Origin of the sequence: Rhodococcus sp. EPR-147, assembly GCF_001647185.1 — a bacterium.
Taxonomy (GTDB): domain Bacteria; phylum Actinomycetota; class Actinomycetes; order Mycobacteriales; family Mycobacteriaceae; genus Rhodococcoides.
The window spans coordinates 1-18,531 of record NZ_LVCU01000485.1 but is presented as its reverse complement, the minus strand read 5'-3'; the positions used below and the strand labels follow the sequence as shown (position 1 = coordinate 18,531).

Sequence of the window (18,531 nt, the reverse complement as noted above, 5' to 3'; positions counted from 1 at the left end):
CACCGAAGGTGTGGTGTCGTCACTCCTCGCGTTGCATGCGACCGATCCGGCGACGGTGTATCTGTCGGTGCTCGCCCGCGCTCGAACACTGGGACTCTCGGATGTTCGTGATGCGATGTACGAGCGCCGGAGCCTGGTGCGGTTGATGGCGATGCGGCGCACGATGTTCGTCGTCGCTCATGACGACGTTCCGATGATTCACGCTGCGGCGAGCCTCGGGGTTGCGCGCACCATGCGAGCGCGGCTGATCAAGCAGGTCTCCACTTTGCCCACCGAACCGGTGATCGACGACGTCGAATCATGGCTCGCCGCAACCGAAGCCGAGACCGAATCGGCGTTGCGATCGATGGGAACTGCCACCGGTGCAGAACTGTCCTCTGCAGTTGCAGGCCTCAAGACAGCGCTGTTGCCGACCCCCGACAAGGTGTACGACGTCAAGCGGTACGTCACCTCCGAGGTGCTGGTGATGATGGCTGCCGAGGGAAAATTGGTGCGCGTCGAACCGCGGGGCGCGTGGACTTCCCGACGGCACGCGTGGGCACCGATCGATCACTGGTGGCCGGACGGGATTCCCGAACTCGACAAGACCGAGGCGAGGACGGTCCTGGCACGACGATGGCTCGAAGTATTCGGACCCGCAACCCTCGACGACCTGCAGTGGTGGACGGGCTGGAACAAGACGCAGACTCGCGGTGCGGTCTCGGGCCTGGACACCGTGGCCGTCGAACTGACCGAGGGCGATGGAATCATGTTGTCCAGCACTGTTTTCGAGAAACCTTCCGGTACGAGCGTCATGCTGCTACCTGCGCTCGATCCCACGCCGATGGGATGGAAGCACCGCGCCTGGTATCTCGGCGAACACAAGGCACCGCTGTTCGACACCTTCGGCAACATCGGCCCGACCATCTGGTCCGGGGGCCGCATCGTCGGCGGCTGGGCGGTGACCGGTTCCGGCGAGGTGGTCACCGAATTGCTCGAGGACGTCGGATCGACGGCGTCGAAAGCAGTCGCAGCCGAGGCCGCACGACTCAACACCCTGCTCGACGGCACCCCGGTGGTCCCCTCCTTCCCGACACCTCTGGAGAAGAAACTTCGTGGGAAGAAGTAGCCGACCTGCGCCTGGTCAGCGGTGCACGCGAACGATCAGCGCTCGAATTCGCGGTAGGGTCAGACCGTGCCGATCAGTCTGGTTTCCATCGTCCTCCCCGTGTACAACGGTTTGCCCGATCTGGACGAGCAGCTCGAGGCCATCGCCGCACAGGACTACACGGGCGATGTCGAGCTCATTGTCAGCGACAACGGCTCGAGCGATGGCCTGCGCGCACACCTCGAAGAACTGTCCCTGCCTCTGTCGATGCGTAGGGTCGACGCCTCCGCCAAGCGTGGAGTGTCGTACGCCAGAAACGTCGGAGTGAAAGCCGCACGCGGTGACATCGTTGCCGTCGTCGACCATGACGACGTCGCTCATCCGACGTGGCTGACTGCGATGGTGCGTGCGCTCGACAGTGTCGACGCCGTGGGCGGCGCACTCGAAATCGAATCCCTCAATTCGGCAGACGTGGCGGAGTGGCGAAATGTACCGCCACCCGGTGCTCTGTTCCCCACTGCCTACCTGCCGTACGCGCCGGGCAGCAACTTCGCAATGTGGCGTGAAGTTTTCGAGAAGGTCGGAGACTTCGACGAGGACCTCATCGGCGGTGCCGAGGACGTCGATTACTCGTGGAGGATTCAGCAAGCGGGATTGACGCTCGGACATGCCGCCGATGCGTTGGTCGCTTACCGCATCAGAACCACTGTCCGCCGATCTTTCGTGCAAGGTCGCGCCTACGGGCACACGTCCTACCAACTGTCGACGAAGCATCGTGCGGCGGGCTGCCCGCACCCGTCGTCGTTCGTCAGGATCCCCGTACATGCAGTGTCGATCTTTTATCTTGCGACAGTTCGTAATCCGTGGCTACCGAAGATGCTGAGACCGATGCCCGTCGGTCTGTGGGCTCACTACATCGGGATTCACTACGGCGCACTGCGGATTCGAGTGACGACGCTGGGCCGACGACAGCGACCGAGCGTCCGATGACCCGCAAGACAATCGACGCGATACGCGAGGAGACTCTCGCCGTCCTACGGACTCACGCGGCACCGGGAGATCGTGTGGCTCACTTGGATTTTCCGAATCATTACAACGCCGGCGACTCGCTCATCTACGCCGGCGAGGTCGAGTATTTGAAGCGGTTGAACGTGCACGTCGACTACGTGTCGGATCCGTTCACTCACAACCATGCTCTTCTCGAGGAACGAATCGGTGACGGGACCCTGTTTCTGCAAGGCGGGGGAAATTTCGGTGACCGGTGGCCGATCGACCAAAAATTCCGTGAAGCGATCGTTGCGCGGTTTCCTCGCAACAAGATCGTCTGCCTCCCCCAGAGCATCGACTTTGCCGACACCGACGCCCTTACGCGGACCGCAGCCCTGTACGCACAGCACCCGGATCTGACCCTGATGCTGCGTGAAAAGCGTTCGTACGAGTTGGCGCTCGCCCATTTCCCGAGCAACCGCGTCGAATACTGTCCAGACATGGCGTTCGGTGCCGACATCGCTCGAAGCACCGAAGGATCTGCTGTGGACGTCGTGAAACTCCTGCGCGCCGATTCGGAAAGCCTCGGCCACGCGGCGGTGAACATCGACGCCTCGTCCGTGCACTACGACTGGGGCCTACGCGGAACGGATCTGGCGATCTCGACGGCGGTGATGCTGCCGACTCTGATTGCGCAACGTTTCCCCAGAACGAATCGGCTGCTCTACCCCGCTCTCCTACGCTCGTACGAGCAAACAGCCAAGCTCAACCTTCGTGTGGCGCAACGCATTCTGAACCTTGCGCCCGTTATCCTCACCGATCGACTGCACGCTGCCGTACTGGCCGCAATGATGGGTAAGCGTGTCGTGGCGATGGACAACGCGAACAAGAAGGTCTCCGGCATCTACGACGCCTACCTGCACCGCTTCGACAATGTCCACTACGCATCGAACTCCGACGAGGCTGCCGAGTTGGTTCGGCAGGCCGTGTCCGACTGTCGTGGATGAACGCTGCTTGCACCGCGCGGAAGTTCAGAAGGGGTAGCGGCCCTCGGCCCAGGCGCGAGCGGCGGGAGGTTCCACCGCCTCGACAGGTTCACCGTCGCGAAAGTACTGCGTGTGCAGAATCCGACCCTCGTCGACCGCTTCCTGCCACGCCTGAGTGGGGCCTTCGCCGAACCAGAGCCACGGGGTGATGTCGTCCATGATCACGACCGATTCTGCGGTAGCGAGCGCACGTAGATCGTCGAGGTCTGTGCGAGCCCCCTCCACCGAGTGGTCTCCGTCGATGAAGATGACGTCGAACCGCATGTCCGGATGTTCCTTCGCATAGGCCGCGATAGTGGTGTGCGAGTCACCCTGAATCAGCGTGTGTCGGCCCGGAAAGTGTTCGTCGATATGGACTTTCGCGGCGTCGCTGTAGGCATAGGCGGCCAGGTCGAACGACACGACGGTCGTGTCGGTCGATGCGTCGAGGAACGCCCAACTCGAGAAGCCGGCATTGAACCCGACCTCACAGATCAGCTTCGTACTCGGCCGTGCCGCAAGCGAAGACAAATATGCCTGCTCCGCCTCGTCGGCTCCCCGCTCGAAAGGTTCCCCAGCAGTGGCGGTTCGGTGCACCAATGCCTCGAGTTCCTGCAGACCCATTCACGTTCTCCTATCGTCTGATTCGGAGCGTAGTCAGCATCGGTGGGCGGCGCAGACGACGACGCCCCACTCGCAGAACACGCCACCACGGACCTGTTGGATCTTCCGTCACGGCGAGGGTCCCGTGAGCCTCGTTGTCTCCCCGGGACCCTCGGTCTACCGAGCGTGCTCGCTCAGTCGACGACAGAACGAACGATCTCGGCGATACGCTGCGCCGTAGCGTCGTCCACAGTCTCGAAATACCACGCCGCCGGCATCAATTGCCCGTCCGCACCACCGGCAGCGTGAAATGCCGCCTTCTCGGTGATGGCCAGATTCAATCGATCGTCGTTGCGCAGCGTCACGAGCGCAGGCGTGCTCGCCGACTTCGCGTAGGCGGGCATTCCGTACCAGATCCGCGGCTTCAACGTGGGGGCCGCGGACACGATGATGTCGTGCACACGCTGCATGACCGAACGCCGCGGTTCCTCCATCTTCGAGATCTTCTCGATCACCTGAGTCAGGTTCTTCTCGTCCTTCGACGACATGTCATGTCCTTTCGTCAACCGATGTCGGGCATCGGCGGAATGAAGATGGCGCATTTCTGCGCCGCACCCCATCCGGACATGTCCTGAGCTGGTCAGGCCTCTCCTCGATGATTCACGTGGTTGCCACGTGGAAGCGCAGTCGGTGGCGCGTACCACCGCGGTAAGAATATCCGACCTGCGGTCGTACTGCGCCACCGATTCGGCGGATTCGTCGCTCTAGACGTTGAAGCGGAACTCCACCACATCGCCGTCGGACATGACGTAGTCCTTGCCCTCGATGCGTACCTTGCCTGCAGCCTTGGCCGAGGCCATGGAACCCGCGGCGACGAGGTCATCGAAGGAGACGATTTCGGCCTTGATGAATCCGCGCTCGAAGTCGGTGTGAATGACGCCCGCTGCCTGCGGTGCGGTGTCACCACGATGAATGGTCCACGCGCGAGCCTCTTTCGGGCCAGCGGTGAGGTAGGTCTGCAGGCCGAGTGTGTGGAAGCCGGCGCGCGCGAGAGCGTCGAGACCGGGCTCGGTCTGTCCGACGGATTCGAGCAGTTCCGCTGCCGATTCCTTGTCGAGTTCGAGCAACTCGGATTCGATCTTGGCATCGAGGAACACGGCGTCGGCGGGAGCAACGAGACGCGCGAGCTCACCGATCTTCGCGTCGTCGGTGAGCACCGACTCGTCGGCGTTGAAGACGTAGAGGAACGGCTTGGTGGTGAGCAGCTGGAATTCACCGAGCAGCTCGAAGTCCAGCTTCGCCTTGGCAGAGAACAGCGTCTTGCCGTCGTTCAGCACAGCCTGCGCTGCCAGCGCCGCGTCGAGTGCAGGCTTGCGATCCTTCTTGATCCGCACCTCTTTCTCGAGGCGCGGGATGGCCTTCTCCAGGGTCTGCAGATCTGCGATCGCCAGTTCTGTTTCGATGACCTCGATATCGGCGGTCGGGTCGACGCGACCGTCGACGTGCACCACGTCGTCGTCGGCGAAGACACGAACGACCTGGCAGATGGCGTCGGCTTCACGAATGTTGGCGAGGAACTTGTTGCCCAGACCTGCGCCCTCGGACGCACCCTTGACGATGCCGGCGATGTCGACGAACGACACCAGCGCAGGCACGAGCTTCTCCGAACCGAACACCTCGGCCAGCTTCTCGAGCCGGGGATCCGGCAGCGCGACCACACCGACGTTGGGCTCGATGGTGGCGAACGGATAGTTCGCGGCCAGCACATCGTTGTTGGTCAGTGCATTGAAGAGGGTGGACTTGCCGACGTTGGGCAGTCCGACGATTCCGAGGGTGAGGCTCACGGTCTATGGAGTCTACTTTGACGACACCACCAGCTCGGACAGTGCCCGGCCAGCGACGAGGCCGGGCACCCTGGGCGGCGACACAACCACGTCAGTGCGGGCACGATTCGGATCGGACTCTGTGTCCATGCCCGCGACGCTAGAACCGCGAGTCATGTCGAGGTCAAGTGTCTGGCCCTAGTACGAGTTCGCGACGACCAAGGCAATGAAGGCGAAGTACAGGACTATGAGGACGACGAATATCCCCAGCGACAGCTTGCCGAAGAACCCGGCACGATTCGACGAATAGAGCGCGCCCTGAGCGTCCCCCATCATCCACAGCGGGTGCACCTTCAGTGCGTGATTGAAGGCCGGGATGGCCAACGGCCAGAAGAAGATGATGGCGACGACGGCCCATCCCGCATTGGACGACGGCAGAGTCGGTGCCTGCACATAGGACTGCGCTGCCGGATAGGGCTGCTGGAACTCTGACTGCTCGTACGGATTCGACATGATCATTTTCCCCCGATTGTTCGATGACGGACAGCTAGTAGGACGCCGCACCGACGCGTCGGGTTCCATCGAATCGAATCCGGTCGATCTCGAGTTCAGGTGGTGATTGCCGAATTGGGGTCCCAGCTCGCCAGGATCGGCAGGATCTTGGCGGTACTCGATCCGTCCTCGACCGTGTAGACGATGAGACTCTGCCCCGGCTCGCTGGGCGAGGTCAGAAATTCGATACCGAATTCGAGGGTCCCCGCCGCCGGATGCTGGATGATCTTGGTTGCGCGTTCGAATTCACGGACCTCGTGGTCACTCCACCATTGCTCGAAACACGGCTCGCTGGAACGCAATTCGTCGATCAACGCAGTGAGCGTACGGTCCCCGGGTCGACGGGCGAGGTCGCGGCGCAGATTGGCGACCGCGGCGGCCGCGAACTGCGACCAGTTGACGATTCGCTCGCGGGCGATGGGATTGCGAAACAGATAGTCGAACAGCGATTCTCCAGCCGCCGACGGCAAACTCAGCACCGATCGAACCAATGCGTTGCTGGCCAGGATGGTGCCCGAACGCCCCAGTAACAGCACCGGAACGTGATCGAGCGTCCTCATCACCTGGAGCAATCCCGGATCCGGTCGCTCGGTGGCGTCATCGACGGATCCGGCGGGAGATGCAAGGTCGAGCAGATGAGCCGACTCCACCTCGTTCAACTTCAATGCCCGAGCGATCGCTCGCAGCACCTCGATCGAGACGTTCGCCTGCCGACCCTGTTCGAGCTTGCTGTAGTAGTCCGGGCTCACTCCGGCCATCGCAGCAAGTTCTTCCCGCCGCAGTCCAGGCACTCGTCGAGTACCGGGATACGTGCGCAGTCCGGCCTCGGCGGGGGTGATGCGGTCGCGCCGATCACGCAGAAACGCGCTGAGGGCGGACCTGTCGTTGCTCACGAATTCCACAGTAGCGACAGCGATGGTTGCCAGCCTGGTCATGCCAGACCTAGGTCGAGTGACGCCTGGTTCGCCGTGTTCAGCGCCCGTAGACATGAAGTCATGACTTCTTCTGCATCACAGCGACTTTCCGGACGGACCGCCGTCATCACCGGATCCACCAGCGGTATCGGTGCCGCAATCGCCTCGACTCTCGCCGCGCACGGAGCATCGATCGTCGTCAGCGGCCGCGACGCCGAGCGCGGCAAGGCCCTGACGCACCGCATTTCCGCGGACGGCGGCACCGCGGCCTTCGTCGACGTCGATCTCTCGGGCAGCTACCAGGAGCTACGCGAGTTCGCCGCCCGCAGCACCGACGCTCTCGGCGGCCGAGTCGACATTCTGATCAACAACGCCGGTATCTATCCGGCCACCGCGACGGCCGACCTTCCCGACGACCAACTCGACGCCATGCTCGCCGTCAACGTACGGGCCCCACACGTGCTCGTCGGTGAACTCGCACCGGCCATGGCCGAGCGTGGGAGCGGCGTCATCGTGAACATCGGATCGTGGATGGCCACGATGGGGAGCCCGTTCGCCGCGATGTACTCCGCAACCAAGGCCGCCGACGAACAACTCACGCGAAGTTGGGCCGCCGAGTTCGGTCCACGCGGCGTGCGGGTGAACGCCCTTGCACCCGGTGCGACGCTGACGCCGGGCAACGAGGATGCGCGGGAGGTGTTGGACGCCATGACAGCCGGAACGCCTGCAGGCACTGTCCTTTCGCCCCAGGACATCGCGAACGGTGTGTTGTTCTTGGTCTCCGACGACGCCGCGATGGTGCACGGCACAACGCTCTACGTCGACGGCGGCATCTCGGTCACCCGCGGATGAACGCGCGTACCGAAGACCGCTACTGGGCTGGGGTCTTCAGCGCCGAGGTGGCCTCGGCCAACCGAGTGACGGCGTCCCAATCCTCCTGCGCGACGGCCGAACCCGGAGTGAGCCACGATCCCCCGACGCAGCCGACGTTCGGCAGGGCCAGGTACGTCGACGCATTGGCGGTCGAGATTCCACCCGTCGGGCAGAAGCGTGCGGCCGGGATCGGCGAGTGGATCGACTTCAGGAAGTTCGCCCCGCCCGACGCCTCGGCCGGGAAGAACTTGAGCTCGGTGTAGCCGGCTTCGAGGAGGGTGAGCACCTCGGACACCGTTGCAGCACCGGGCAAGTGGGGTAGCCCGGTGTCTCGCATGGCTTTGGTCAATCCCGAAGTGCAGCCCGGCGACACCAGGAACTGAGCGCCCGCATCTGCGGCCTGCTTGGCCTGGCCGGGAGTGATGATGGTGCCGGCACCGACGAGGATGTCGGGGACCTCGGCGGCGATGCGCTCGATGGCGTCGAGGGCCACCGGTGTCCGCAGGGTCAGCTCGATGACGGGCACTCCGCCCGCCACCAGGGCGCGGGCGATCGGAACGGCATGATCGAGGTTCTCGATGACGACGACGGGGATGACGGGGACGCGGTCGAGCAGAGATGCAGTCACGTTCTTACCTTCTTCTGGAGTTACGGGGCTCAGCGCATGACGAACATTGCACCCTCGTCGGCCGGGCCGACGAGCGCACGCATGCCCGAGAACAAGTCGCGACCGGTGCTGGACCACTCGTCCTTGTCCAAGGCTCGGCCGGTGACCGGCCGTGCCTCGAACTCGTCGAGCGGTACGTCGATCGACAGTGTGCCACCGAGGGAATCGAGAGTGATGATGTCACCGTCGAGAATTTTCGCGATCGGTCCCCCACTCGCGGCCTCGGGCGTGAGGTGAATTGCCGCAGCGACTTTGCCGGAGGCACCGGACATTCGGCCGTCGGTGATCAGCGCGACGGACCGTCCCTTGTCCTGCAGAATTCCGAGAGCCGGGGTGAGCTTGTGCAACTCGGGCATACCGTTGGCCTGCGGGCCCTGATAACGCAGCACGGCAACGAAGTCGCCGTCGAGTAGCCCTGCGTCGAATGCCTCGAGGAAGTCGGCTTGATCGTCGAACACTCGTGCCGGTCCGGTGACCACGCGATGTTCGGGTGCCAGTGCAGAAGTCTTGATGACGCACTTGCCGATCGCCCCGGTCAGCATCTTCAGTCCGCCGTCGGCGCTGAACGGCTCGTTCGCGCCTCGTAACACGGTGTCGTCGTGGCTCATCCGAGTACCGTCCTGCCACATCACCCCGTCGCCGTCGAGCTTCGGCTCTTGCGTGTAGCGCCGTAGACCCTGCCCGGCAACGGTTTTCACATCCTCGTGCATCAACCCGGCGTCGAGCAGAGACCCGATGACGAACCCGAGTCCACCGGCCGCGTGGAAGTGATTCACGTCGGCCTTGCCGTTCGGGTAGATCCGGGCCATCAGCGGCACGACGGCCGACAGATCCGACAGGTCCTGCCACGTCAGCGTGATTCCGGCGGCTTTGGCGATGGCGACGAGGTGCATCGTGTGGTTGGTCGAACCACCGGTGGCGAGCAACGCGACGCAGCCGTTGACGATCGACTTGACGTCGACGACCTCCCCCACCGGAGTGTAGTTGTCGCCCAACGACGTCAGACCGGTGACGACGTGCGCCGCCTCGCGGGTCAACGCGTCGCGCATCGCGGTTCCGGGGTTGACGAACGACGATCCCGGCAGGTGCAGGCCCATGACCTCCATGAGCAACTGATTGGAATTGGCCGTTCCGAAGAACGTGCAGGTGCCACTGCCGTGATACGACGCGGCCTCGGCGTCCAGCAGAGCCTCGCGACCCACCTTGCCCTCGGCGTAGAGCTGGCGCGCTTTTGCCTTCTCCCCGTTGGGAAGTCCGGATGTCATCGGCCCGGCGGGCACGAACACCGCAGGCAGATGGCCGAAACTCAGTGCGCCGATGAGCATTCCGGGGACGATCTTGTCGCACACCCCGAGCATCAGGGTGGCGTCGAACATGTCGTGGGACAACGCGATTGCGGTCGACATCGCGATGATGTCGCGGCTGAAGAGCGAGAGCTGCATGCCGTCGCGGCCCTGGGTGATGCCGTCGCACATGGCGGGGACTCCACCGGCGAACTGCGCGATGCCACCGGCATCGATGACGGACTTCTTCAGCACGGCGGGGTAGTTCTCGAACGGCTTGTGCGCCGAGAGCATGTCGTTGTACGCCGAGACGATGGCGATGTTGGGCTTGACCATGCCGCGCAGCGCTTGCTTGTCGGCCTTGCCGGAGGCCGCGAACCCGTGGGCGATGTTGGCGCAGGCGAGCCGGCCACGGGCCGGGCCCTGCTCCCCGGCAGCAGCGATTCGAGCGAGATATTTGGTGCGGTCGGACTGGCTGCGGTCTGCGATGCGGTCGGTGACCTGACGCAGGACCGGATGAAGTGTGTCCATGAGTATCTCCGATGTTCGGTCTCTCACGACTCAGCCTAAGACCGGTTAGGTCGATCAGCAACCCAACTTATGTTTTTCAAAGTTCTAAGTAGGATTTCTTTGGGTGTTGCCGTCAAAGTTGCCAGTTGGTTGAATGGCGTCTATGTCGATGCCGCGCCTGAGCGCTCCACCTGCGACCGCAGGTGAGATCTTCGCTCTGGTTCGCGACGGAGAAGCAGATACTCGCGCCGAATTGGGCCGGATCACCGGACTGTCTCGCTCGGCCGTCGCCTCCCGTGTCGCTGCACTCGCCGGACTCGGCTTGATCATCGAAACCGAGGACACCCAGTCGACGGGCGGACGTCCTCCGGCGAGACTGTCCTTCGACATCGACGCCGGTGTCGTGCTCGCCGCCGCGATCGGACGCAGCCGCTCCCAACTGGGCGTCTTCACCCTCGGCGGCGAGTTGCTCGCGAGCGACACCGTCGACCAGGAAATCGGCGTCGGCCCGGACGAACTGATGCCGCAGATCACCAAGCGACTGCAGGTACTCCTCGACGAGTCGCACCGAACCGGACATCGCATCCTCGGGGTCGGGCTGTCCATCCCCGGCACCGCCGACACCGCCCGAGGGTGCAGCCTGGACTCGCCGATCATGCACGGCTGGGACGGGGTGCCGCTGGCCCCGTTCTTCGCCGATACGACGTCGGCTCCGGTGTTTCTCGACAACGACGCCAACGCGATGGTCCTCGCCGAACGTCGCGACAACAGAGATCGCTTCCAGAACGCGCTGTTGGTCAAGGCCTCGACGGGTCTCGGCGCCGGGATCGTGGCAGGCGGCGCGCTGCAACGTGGATCACTGGGTGCTGCAGGCGAATTCGGTCACACCAAGACCGCAGCTGCAGCAGGTGTCGCCTGCCGATGCGGCGACAGCGGCTGCCTCGAAGCCATCGCAGGCGGCTGGGCACTGGTGCGCGCACTCAACGAGCAGGGCCGCGAAGTCGGCCACGTCCGCGGCGTCGTCGATCTCGCAGTGAGCGGCGACCCCGAGGCACGCAGACTCATCCGCGACAGCGGTCGCCACATCGGCGAAACCCTGGCCGGGGCCGTCAACCTGCTCAACCCCGAGGTACTCATCGTCGGCGGCGACATGGCGAACGCCTACGACATCTTCGTCGCCGGGCTGCGTGAAACCGTCTACGGCAACGCCACCGCACTGGCCACCAAGGCCCTCACCATCCAGGCCACCACCCACGGCGATCTCTCCGGGGTCATCGGTAGCGCCGCGCTGGTGTTGGATCAGGTGCTCAGCGCCAGAGCCGTCGACGACGCCCTCGGCGGCTGATCGGCAAGCGCCGTCGGCACGGTTGCCGCTCGTCGCACTCCAGCAACCGCCGGGCGCACCGCGATGCGTCGATTCGAGGACGTGCGCCCGCGCCGGACATAGGGTGATCGCAGTCACACCTGCGAGCCTGGAGACCCCACACATGTCACTGAAAGCGGCCGACGAACCACACGTCGAATTGCTGAAGACAGATCCCGATCTGCCGCCCGTCGGCGTCGTCGAGTCACATCCGATGACCCCGATCAAGCGCCTCATGCTCGTCGCCATCGGCCTTCTCGGCGGTGTTGCGTGGACGATCATCGCGATCGTCCGCGGAGAAAATCCCAACGCCGTCTGGTTCGTCATCGCCGCGGTGTGTACGTACATCTTCGCTTTTCGCTTCTACGCCAGGCTGATCGAACGCAAGATCGTCTTCCCCCGCGACGACCGCGCCACGCCAGCCGAGATTCTGGAAAACGGCAAGGACTACATGCCGACGGACCGTCGGGTGCTGTTCGGCCACCACTTCGCCGCGATCGCCGGAGCAGGCCCGCTCGTCGGACCCGTCCTCGCCGCTCAGATGGGCTACCTGCCCGGCACCATGTGGATCATCATCGGCGTCGTGTTCGCCGGTGCCGTACAGGATTTCCTCGTGCTGTGGATCTCGACGCGACGCCACGGCCGCAGCCTCGGCCAGATGGCCCGCGACGAACTCGGAGTCGTCGGCGGCACCGCCGCTCTGGTCGCGGTGTTCGTCATCATGATCATCCTCATCGCGGTGCTCGCACTCGTCGTCGTCAACGCACTCGCCGAGAGCCCGTGGGGCGTCTTCTCCATTGCGCTGACCATTCCGATCGCACTGTTCATGGGCGTCTACCTGCGCTTCCTGCGACCAGGCAATGTCACCGAGGTCTCACTCATCGGCGTCGTCCTGCTGCTGCTCGCCATCGTCGCCGGTGGCTGGGTTGCCGAAACCGACTGGGGCACCGACTGGTTCACCCTCTCCAAGGTGACCGTCGCCTGGCTGCTGATCGGCTACGGCCTGCTCGCTTGCATCCTGCCGGTGTGGCTGCTGCTCGCCCCACGCGACTACCTGTCGACGTTCATGAAGGTCGGCACCATCGCCCTGCTGGCCGTCGGCATCCTCATCGCGCGCCCCGAAATCCAGATGCCCGCCATGACGAGCTTCGCCACCGAGGGCAACGGCCCGGCATTCGCAGGATCGCTGTTCCCGTTCCTGTTCATCACCATCGCCTGCGGCGCACTGTCCGGTTTCCACGCTCTGATTTCTTCCGGCACCACGCCGAAGTTGCTGGAGAAGGAAAAGCAGATGCGCATGATCGGCTACGGCGGCATGCTCACCGAATCGTTCGTCGCCATCATGGCTCTGATCACGGCGTGCGTCCTCGATCAGCACATCTACTTCGCACTCAATGCCCCGACGACGCTGACCGGTGGCACTCCCGAGACCGCGGCGGAGTACGTCAACGGATTGCCGCTGAGCGGCGGAGACATCACCCCGGCCGAATTGAGCCAGGCCGCAGCCGATGTGGGTGAGGAATCGATCATCTCGCGCACCGGCGGCGCACCGACACTCGCATTCGGCATGTCCGAGGTACTGCACCAGGTGTTCGGCGGGCCGGGGCTCAAGTCGTTCTGGTACCACTTCGCGATCATGTTCGAGGCACTGTTCATCCTCACCACCGTCGATGCAGGCACCCGCGTCGCGCGCTTCATGCTCTCCGACAGCATCGGCAACCTGCCCGGCGCATCGGCCAAGAAGTTCAAGGATCCGTCGTGGCGTCCCGGTGCCTGGATCTGCTCGCTGATCGTCGTCGCGGCCTGGGGCGCAATCCTTCTCATGGGCGTCACCGATCCACTGGGCGGCATCAATACCCTGTTCCCGCTGTTCGGTATCGCCAACCAACTGCTGGCTGCGATCGCACTGACGGTGGTCCTCGTCATCGTCGTCAAACGAGGCCTCTACAAGTGGGCGTGGATCCCCGGAGTTCCACTCGCCTGGGACCTCATCGTGACGATGACTGCGTCGTACCAGAAGATCTTCTCCTCGGTCCCGGCCATCGGCTACTGGACGCAGCACTCGCAGTTCCGCGACGCCAAGGCGCAGGGCCTGAGCGAGTTCGGCAGCGCCAAGACACCCGGTGCCATCGACGCCGTCATCCGCAACACCTTCATTCAGGGCACGCTGTCGATCATCTTCGCGGCGCTCGTCCTGGTGGTCGTGTTCGCCGGAGTGTGGGTGTGCATCAAGGCAGTGCGGGGAGACAACCTGCCCGACAACGAGGAGCCCGAGGTGCCGTCGAAGATCTTCGGTCCCACCGGTTTCGTCCTCACCCCGGCCGAGAAGAAGATCCAGGCCGAGTGGGACGAGCTGATCGAGGCGGGTACCGTCCGCCGTCCCGGATCGGCGCACTAGATGCGCGGGCTGTGGTGGTGGATCACCTCGGTGATGGGCGACCACGATTACGACCGGTACGTCGCCCATCTGGCCCGCCACCACCCGGGCCAGGAACCACCGACCGTGCGGCAGTACTGGAAGGACCGGCACGCGGAGGCGGACCGAAACCCGGGGGCGCGCTGCTGCTGACACGGTGATGTCCGATTTCCGCTAGCACCGACGCGTCCGCGCTGACACAGTAGGTGCATGAGCAGCGAACGGCAGGTGCAAGAACTGGACTTCGATCGGTGTTATCGCGCGGTCTCCTCGCGTGACGCACGGTTCGACGGCCAGTTCTTCACCGCCGTCTCCACCACCGGTATCTACTGCCGACCCTCCTGCCCGGCCCGCACACCCAAGCCCGGCAACGTCTCGTTCATGGCCACCGCAGCGGCGGCGCAACAATCCGGCTACCGAGCCTGCCGCCGCTGCCAGCCCGACGCCACCCCCGGTTCCCCACGCTGGAACATCCACTCGGACCTCAGTTCTCGCGCCATGCGACTGATCTCCGACGGAGCCGTCGAACGTGGTGGCGTCGACGGCCTCGCCAGCACGCTCGGTTACTCGACCCGTCAGCTGACGCGCGTGCTGACGGCCGAAGTCGGTGCAGGACCGCTGGCATTGGCCCGCGCGCACCGCGCCCACACCGCACGCACCCTTATTCAGACCACCGACATGTCGATGGCCGACGTCACCTTCGCGGCCGGCTTCTCCAGCGTTCGGCAATTCAACGACACCATCAAGGAAGTCTTCGCCGTCGACCCGTCGACGTTGCGTCGAGAAGCCCACCGCACCGCCGTACCGACCGCGGGTGGAACGGTCACCCTTCGATTGCCGTACCGCCCGCCACTCGACCGCGGCTGGATCGAGTGGTTCCTACGGGGCCACGTGGTCGAGGGCATCGAATCGTTCTCCGAGGACGGCGAATACGTGCGATCTCTGAGCCTGCCGCACGCCGCCGGGCTCGTGGCACTACGGGTGATGGACGGATTCGTCAGCGCCGCAGTGACATTGCAGGACATGCGCGATCTGGCTCCTGCCGTCGCCCGCATCCGACACCTCCTCGATCTCGATGCCGATCCACTCGCCGTCGACGACGCACTGAGCGCAGACCCTCAGTTGGCACCGAGCGTCGACGCCCACCCGGGTATCCGCGCCCTGGGAGTGGTCGACGGCGCAGAGATGTTGCTGCGCACAGTGATCGGACAACAGATCTCGTTGAAGGCCGCGGCCACTCACACCGCCCGACTCGTCGACGCTCTCGGTGCACCACTCGATCTCGGCAACGACACCGTCACCAGACTGTTTCCCGAACCTGCCGTCATCGCCGAACGAGGCCACGAGGTACTCACCGGACCTGCCGCCCGGGTCCAGACCGTCATCCGCGTCGCCGACGCCATCACGTCGGGAACCGTCGTGCTCCATCCTGCGCGAGAAGGGCCGGAACTGGAGCGAGAACTGCTCGCGCTCAAAGGAATCGGACCCTGGACCGCCCGATACGTCGTGATGCGGCTGCTCGGCGATCCCGATGTTCTGCTCGATACCGATCTCGTCGTCCGCCAAGGCGCAGAGGCTTTGGACGTTTCGTTGAAGAATTCGCAGCGCTGGGCACCGTGGCGTTCGTACGTCTCGATGCACCTGTGGATCACCGCACTGGAAAGAAGACAGCAATGACTGCCACCGCCGCCACCCAGGACACCCCGATAGGCCCGTTCACCACCATCGTCGACGCCGATCAGCGCGTTGTGGCATCCGGGTGGACCGCCGATGTCGAAGAACTCCGCGTCCTGATCCACCCGACGATGCGCCCCGACAGCGTGCGCACGGCGGCCGATCTCGGCGATGTGACGCGCGCCGTCGAGAGCTATCACCGCGGTGAGCTGACCGTCATCGACTCCGTTGCCGTCGCGCAACGATCCGGCGAATTTCTCATGCACGCCTGGGGAGTTCTGCGCACTGTCGAACCCGGTGCGCCGGTGACCTACTCCGAGTTCGCAGAACTGTCGGGTAGACCGGCAGCCATCCGTGGTGCTGCGTCGGCATGCGCGCGCAATGCGGCTGCACTGTTCGTGCCGTGCCATCGGGTGGTTCGAATCGGCGGGGCCCTCGGCGGTTTTCGCTGGGGCCTGCCCGTCAAGGAATGGCTGTTGGCACACGAGGCGGCCTGAAAGGCCTCGCCTTGGACGGCGGTGACATACAGCTGGGCATACCGAGACGTTATGGTTCTTCACGATCCGCCATCCGCCGAATGTGAGGAAGCCACAGTGACCGAATCGGCAGTGCCCGGCAGTCCGTCGAAGTCCACGACGTCCGGCAGCGATCGTGGTGACCTCATCGGGGTCGGCGGTATGTGGCTGGCCAAGTGGTCGCTGATCCTCATTGCGATCGCAGCCGGGGCGTGGGTGTTGGGCTGGCTGATCGGGCAGTTCTGGGTGATCCTGCTGCCGGTCCTGCTCGCCGTCATCGTCGCGACGGTACTGTGGCCGCCGGCCAAACTGATGATGCGTCTGGGATTTCCTCCCGCCCTCGCCGCGTCGGTATCGCTCGTGGTGTTCTTCGTCGTCATCGGCGGCATCATCACTCTGATCGTTCCGTCGGTCGCCGAGCAGGCACCGGAGCTGGTCGACCAGGCATCGGGCGGTATCGCACAGGTACAGGACTGGTTGAAGGGGCCGCCGCTGAACATCGGCGACGACCAGATCGACTCGGCCGTGTCGGCGATCGTGTCGCGGCTACAGGACAGCGGGGAGGTCATCGCCACCGGCGTGTTCACCGGCGTATCCGCCGCCGGCTCGCTGTTGGTCACTCTGGCGTTGGTGTTGGTGTTGACGTTCTTCTTCGTCAAGGACGGACCGAAGTTTCTGCCGTGGTTGCACGGGTTCTCCGGTGGCCGCGCCGGAACCCATCTGGGCGAGGTGCTCTCACGGATGTGGGCGACCCTCGGCGGATTCATCCGAACTCAGGCCATCGTCAGTTTCATCGACGCATTCTTCATCGGTCTCGGACTGGTCATTCTCGGCGTTCCGCTGGCGCTGGTGCTGGCGACCCTGACGTTCATCGGTGGCTTCATTCCGATCGTCGGAGCGTTCGTTGCCGGCGCACTCGCTGTGCTGGTGGCCCTGGTTGCGAACGGGCTGACCACTGCACTGATCGTGCTCGCCATCATCGTCGCGGTACAGCAGTTGGAAGGCAATGTGCTGCAGCCGATCCTGCAGAGCCGCAGCATGAACCTGCATCCGGCGATCGTGCTGCTCGCCGTGACGGCAGGCAGCTCACTGTTCGGCATCATCGGCGCGTTCCTGGCCGTCCCGGCTGCGGCGGTTGCGGCCGTGCTGATCCGGTACCTGTCCGAGCAGATCGATGCGCGCTCGAACGAACCGGACCAGGACGAGCTAGAGGACAAAATCCCGCCGCCCGACGGGTTGACCGAGGAGCAGGCCGGCCTCGACGAGGAGAAGAACTCCGACAAGAAGGACTCGGGTCAGGAAGCCACTACCTGAAGCGTGGATCCGGTGCGCTCCCGCTTGACGTAGAGGCGACTGGGAATGCGCTGACGCATCTCGTCGACGTGACTGACGACGCCGACGACGCGTCCACCCGCACGTAGTTCGTCGAGAACCGCCATCACCGATTCGAGGGTGTCGGCGTCGAGCGTGCCGAATCCTTCGTCGATGAACATGGTGTCGAGGACGACACCACCGGATTCGGCAGCCACGACATCGGCGAGGCCCAACGCGAGCGAGAGCGACGCGAGAAATGCCTCACCGCCCGACAGTGTCTTGGCCGAGCGCACCACACCGGTGTAGTCGTCCCTGATGTCCAGTCCGAGACCGCCCCGTTTGCCGCGGACGCCTGCCTCGTCGGAGTGCACGAATTCGTATCGTCCCGAAGACATTCGACGCAGCCGCGCGGATGCGGACTCGGCGACATCCTCGAGTCGAGACGCGAGGACGTACGAGCGCAACGACATCTTGCGTGCATTCTGTCCCCGGCCTGCCACCACGTCCGCCAAGTTGGCGAGCTCGTCGAATTCCGCACGTTGCGGCGCGATGGCCTGGGCCGCGGTGAACAATTCGGCGATCAACCGTTCCAGATCGTCTGCGCGCCTTCGACATTCCGCCACCGCCGCAGCGGCGACCCTGACCTCGTCGTCCATCTCGGCGCACGCCTGCTCCAGCGGGGCCAGATCCACCGGCGGCCGACCGGCCACGTCCACGATGGTGGGCTCGCGCAGCACGTGCTCGGCATGCGCACGCGTCTCCTCGGCGGTACGCAGCTCGGTCTCGAGCTGCTCGACGCGGTCTGCGGTCAGCACTGCCCCGGCCGCGGCGTCGACGGACTCGAAGTTCGACGCCTCCACCCGACGGTCCAGTTCTGCTGCCAGCGCATCGGCCCGCGCAGTGGCGTCGAGCCAGGCGATGCGCG

General features: G+C 64.4%; 18 protein-coding genes. 10 read left to right on the top strand and 8 right to left on the bottom strand.

Features of this window, described 5'->3' with window-relative positions; translation table 11 throughout:
• From A2J02_RS20725 to A2J02_RS20715, 3 genes are all read left to right on the top strand, one after another.
• Nucleotides 1-1,108: winged helix DNA-binding domain-containing protein (locus A2J02_RS20725; RefSeq protein WP_068052919.1), on the top strand; the 1,108-nt coding region annotated here is incomplete at its 5' end.
• Between the two features lie 66 nt (nucleotides 1,109-1,174).
• Nucleotides 1,175-2,077, top strand: coding sequence for a glycosyltransferase (locus tag A2J02_RS20720; protein ID WP_068052907.1), 903 nt, complete (start codon nucleotides 1,175-1,177; stop codon nucleotides 2,075-2,077).
• On the top strand, nucleotides 2,074-3,081 hold the full coding sequence (locus tag A2J02_RS20715) for a polysaccharide pyruvyl transferase family protein (protein WP_068052904.1): 1,008 nt from the start codon (nucleotides 2,074-2,076) through the stop codon (nucleotides 3,079-3,081). Before A2J02_RS20720 ends, A2J02_RS20715 begins: the two co-directional genes overlap by 4 nt.
• 24 nt (nucleotides 3,082-3,105) lie before the next feature.
• On the opposite strand, the gene A2J02_RS20710 is transcribed toward A2J02_RS20715, so the two are convergent.
• The 5 genes from A2J02_RS20710 to A2J02_RS20690 form a co-directional block, all read right to left on the bottom strand.
• A complete protein-coding gene (locus A2J02_RS20710; RefSeq protein ID WP_068052901.1) occupies nucleotides 3,106-3,723 on the bottom strand; it encodes a class I SAM-dependent methyltransferase in 618 nt (205 codons plus the stop codon).
• A gap of 173 nt (nucleotides 3,724-3,896) precedes the next feature.
• Nucleotides 3,897-4,250 carry a DUF1801 domain-containing protein gene (locus A2J02_RS20705; protein ID WP_068052898.1) on the bottom strand — a complete coding sequence of 118 codons (354 nt, stop codon included), beginning with the start codon at nucleotides 4,248-4,250 and terminating at the stop codon, nucleotides 3,897-3,899.
• Nucleotides 4,251-4,466: 216 nt separating this feature from the next.
• Entirely contained in the window at nucleotides 4,467-5,546 is a 1,080-nt protein-coding gene (gene ychF, locus A2J02_RS20700) for a redox-regulated ATPase YchF (protein WP_032386277.1), read from the bottom strand.
• Between the two features lie 177 nt (nucleotides 5,547-5,723).
• Nucleotides 5,724-6,038 (bottom strand): CD225/dispanin family protein, encoded by a 315-nt coding sequence (locus A2J02_RS20695; protein ID WP_068052916.1) that lies wholly within the window; start codon nucleotides 6,036-6,038, stop codon nucleotides 5,724-5,726.
• 95 nt (nucleotides 6,039-6,133) lie between these two features.
• The gene (locus tag A2J02_RS20690; protein WP_156516325.1) at nucleotides 6,134-6,970 is read right to left on the bottom strand and encodes a helix-turn-helix domain-containing protein; all 837 of its coding nucleotides are present in this window, start codon (nucleotides 6,968-6,970) and stop codon (nucleotides 6,134-6,136) included.
• A gap of 102 nt (nucleotides 6,971-7,072) precedes the next feature.
• Between A2J02_RS20690 and A2J02_RS20685 the strand changes: the two genes are divergently transcribed.
• Nucleotides 7,073-7,843 carry an SDR family NAD(P)-dependent oxidoreductase gene (locus A2J02_RS20685; RefSeq protein ID WP_068052893.1) on the top strand — a complete coding sequence of 257 codons (771 nt, stop codon included), beginning with the start codon at nucleotides 7,073-7,075 and terminating at the stop codon, nucleotides 7,841-7,843.
• A gap of 19 nt (nucleotides 7,844-7,862) precedes the next feature.
• Here A2J02_RS20685 and eda read toward each other — a convergent pair whose 3' ends face one another.
• A complete protein-coding gene (eda, locus tag A2J02_RS20680) occupies nucleotides 7,863-8,492 on the bottom strand; it encodes a bifunctional 4-hydroxy-2-oxoglutarate aldolase/2-dehydro-3-deoxy-phosphogluconate aldolase (RefSeq protein WP_068052890.1) in 630 nt (209 codons plus the stop codon).
• Between the two features lie 29 nt (nucleotides 8,493-8,521).
• Nucleotides 8,522-10,345, bottom strand: a complete 1,824-nt coding sequence (edd, locus tag A2J02_RS20675; RefSeq protein ID WP_068052889.1) for a phosphogluconate dehydratase — start codon at nucleotides 10,343-10,345, stop codon at nucleotides 8,522-8,524.
• 142 nt (nucleotides 10,346-10,487) lie between these two features.
• Here edd and A2J02_RS20670 point away from each other — a divergent pair, with 142 nt between their 5' ends.
• The 6 genes from A2J02_RS20670 (at nucleotide 10,488) to A2J02_RS20650 (ending at nucleotide 17,606) form a co-directional block, all read left to right on the top strand.
• Complete coding sequence (locus tag A2J02_RS20670) at nucleotides 10,488-11,669, top strand: ROK family transcriptional regulator (protein WP_068052886.1); 1,182 nt, start codon at nucleotides 10,488-10,490, stop codon at nucleotides 11,667-11,669.
• A gap of 142 nt (nucleotides 11,670-11,811) precedes the next feature.
• A complete protein-coding gene (locus tag A2J02_RS20665) occupies nucleotides 11,812-14,085 on the top strand; it encodes a carbon starvation CstA family protein (RefSeq protein WP_068052913.1) in 2,274 nt (757 codons plus the stop codon).
• Nucleotides 14,086-14,256, top strand: a complete 171-nt coding sequence (locus tag A2J02_RS27365; RefSeq protein ID WP_072692145.1) for a YbdD/YjiX family protein — start codon at nucleotides 14,086-14,088, stop codon at nucleotides 14,254-14,256.
• Between the two features lie 57 nt (nucleotides 14,257-14,313).
• Nucleotides 14,314-15,780 carry a DNA-3-methyladenine glycosylase 2 family protein gene (locus A2J02_RS20660; RefSeq protein ID WP_068052882.1) on the top strand — a complete coding sequence of 489 codons (1,467 nt, stop codon included), beginning with the start codon at nucleotides 14,314-14,316 and terminating at the stop codon, nucleotides 15,778-15,780.
• Nucleotides 15,777-16,274 (top strand): methylated-DNA--[protein]-cysteine S-methyltransferase, encoded by a 498-nt coding sequence (locus A2J02_RS20655; RefSeq protein ID WP_068052879.1) that lies wholly within the window; start codon nucleotides 15,777-15,779, stop codon nucleotides 16,272-16,274. Before A2J02_RS20660 ends, A2J02_RS20655 begins: the two co-directional genes overlap by 4 nt.
• Before the next feature lie 51 nt (nucleotides 16,275-16,325).
• Nucleotides 16,326-17,606, top strand: a complete 1,281-nt coding sequence (locus A2J02_RS20650) for an AI-2E family transporter (RefSeq protein WP_082898946.1) — start codon at nucleotides 16,326-16,328, stop codon at nucleotides 17,604-17,606.
• On the opposite strand, the gene A2J02_RS20645 is transcribed toward A2J02_RS20650, so the two are convergent.
• Nucleotides 17,588-18,531 (bottom strand): SbcC/MukB-like Walker B domain-containing protein (locus tag A2J02_RS20645; RefSeq protein ID WP_269454886.1); only part of this gene is annotated, 944 nt, incomplete at its 5' end. The genes A2J02_RS20650 and A2J02_RS20645 overlap by 19 nt on opposite strands.